The 1,027-nt window shown below is 63.1% G+C and carries 1 protein-coding gene and 1 pseudogene; both read left to right on the plus strand.

Translation table 11 applies throughout. The features are described from left to right. The coding region (locus ACTS2Z_RS05865; protein WP_442572286.1) for an inositol monophosphatase family protein at positions 1-693 on the plus strand (693 nt) is incomplete at its 5' end. Positions 694-818: 125 nt separating this feature from the next. After that, positions 819-1,027: pseudogene (locus tag ACTS2Z_RS05870) on the plus strand (hypothetical protein); the annotation flags it as partial.

Below are 1,027 nucleotides of genomic sequence, written 5' to 3' on the forward strand. Positions count from 1 at the left end.
AAGAAGGGGCCCGCCGACTTCGTCCCGACGGCGGATGCCAAGGCAGAGGAAGTTCTGTTCGAGGAACTGTCCAAGGCCCGTCCGGGCTATGGCTTCCTGATGGAAGAGCGCGGTGTGGTCGAGGGGACAGACCGGTCCCATCGCTGGATTGTCGACCCGCTCGACGGGACGACCAATTTCCTGCACGGCCAGCCCCATTTTGCGATTTCGGTGGCACTGGAGCGTGAAGGCGAGCTGATCGCCGGGATCGTCTACAACCCGGCAGCCGATGACTTCTTCCACGCCGAGAAGGGCCGCGGCGCCTTCCTGAACGACCGCCGCCTGCGCGTTTCTGGCCGCATCCATTTCGATGAGTGCGTGATCGCGACCGGCATGCCGTTTGCCGGCAAGTCAGGCCACGCGAAATTCCTCACCGAGCTGCACGCGATCATGCCTCACTGTGCAGGTATCCGCCGCTATGGCGCGGCTTCGCTCGACCTTGCCTGGACGGCGGCTGGCCGGTTTGACGGCTTTTTCGAACGTAATCTCAAAGCCTGGGACATTGCTGCCGGCATCGTTCTGGTGCGCGAGGCGGGCGGCTTCGCCGGCTCGCTCGATGGTACGGGCGATGTGCTGGAGACCGGCCATATCGTCGCCGGCAACGAGTTCACCTTCGAGGAACTCAAGGTCCGGCTTGCCAAGGCCGGCAAGTAGGCGGCGTTCGCCCAAAAACAGCCAAGATGCTTGTCTCTCATGGTCAAACGGGTCATGCCTTGACCCGATGGCGCGCCATTTTGCGGCGTGCCTGCCTGCGGCCAGAATGAAGGGACATTCCCGGCATGCCTTCACGCGATCTGCCTCTTCCGCCCGAAGCCCCGAAGCCCCGCAAGGTGCGCTTTACCGGCCCCGGCCAGTATATCGTCTGGATGGCGGTATTCCTGGGTGTGGTGGCAGCCCTTGCCGGCGTCCTGCACGAACCGCTGATCGAGGCCTTTCAGGCCAATGCCGCCATTAACGGCATCATTCTTGGCGTTCTGCTCATCGGCAT

Source organism: Glycocaulis sp. (assembly GCF_052168375.1).
In the GTDB taxonomy this organism is placed as follows: Bacteria; Pseudomonadota; Alphaproteobacteria; order Caulobacterales; family Maricaulaceae; genus Glycocaulis.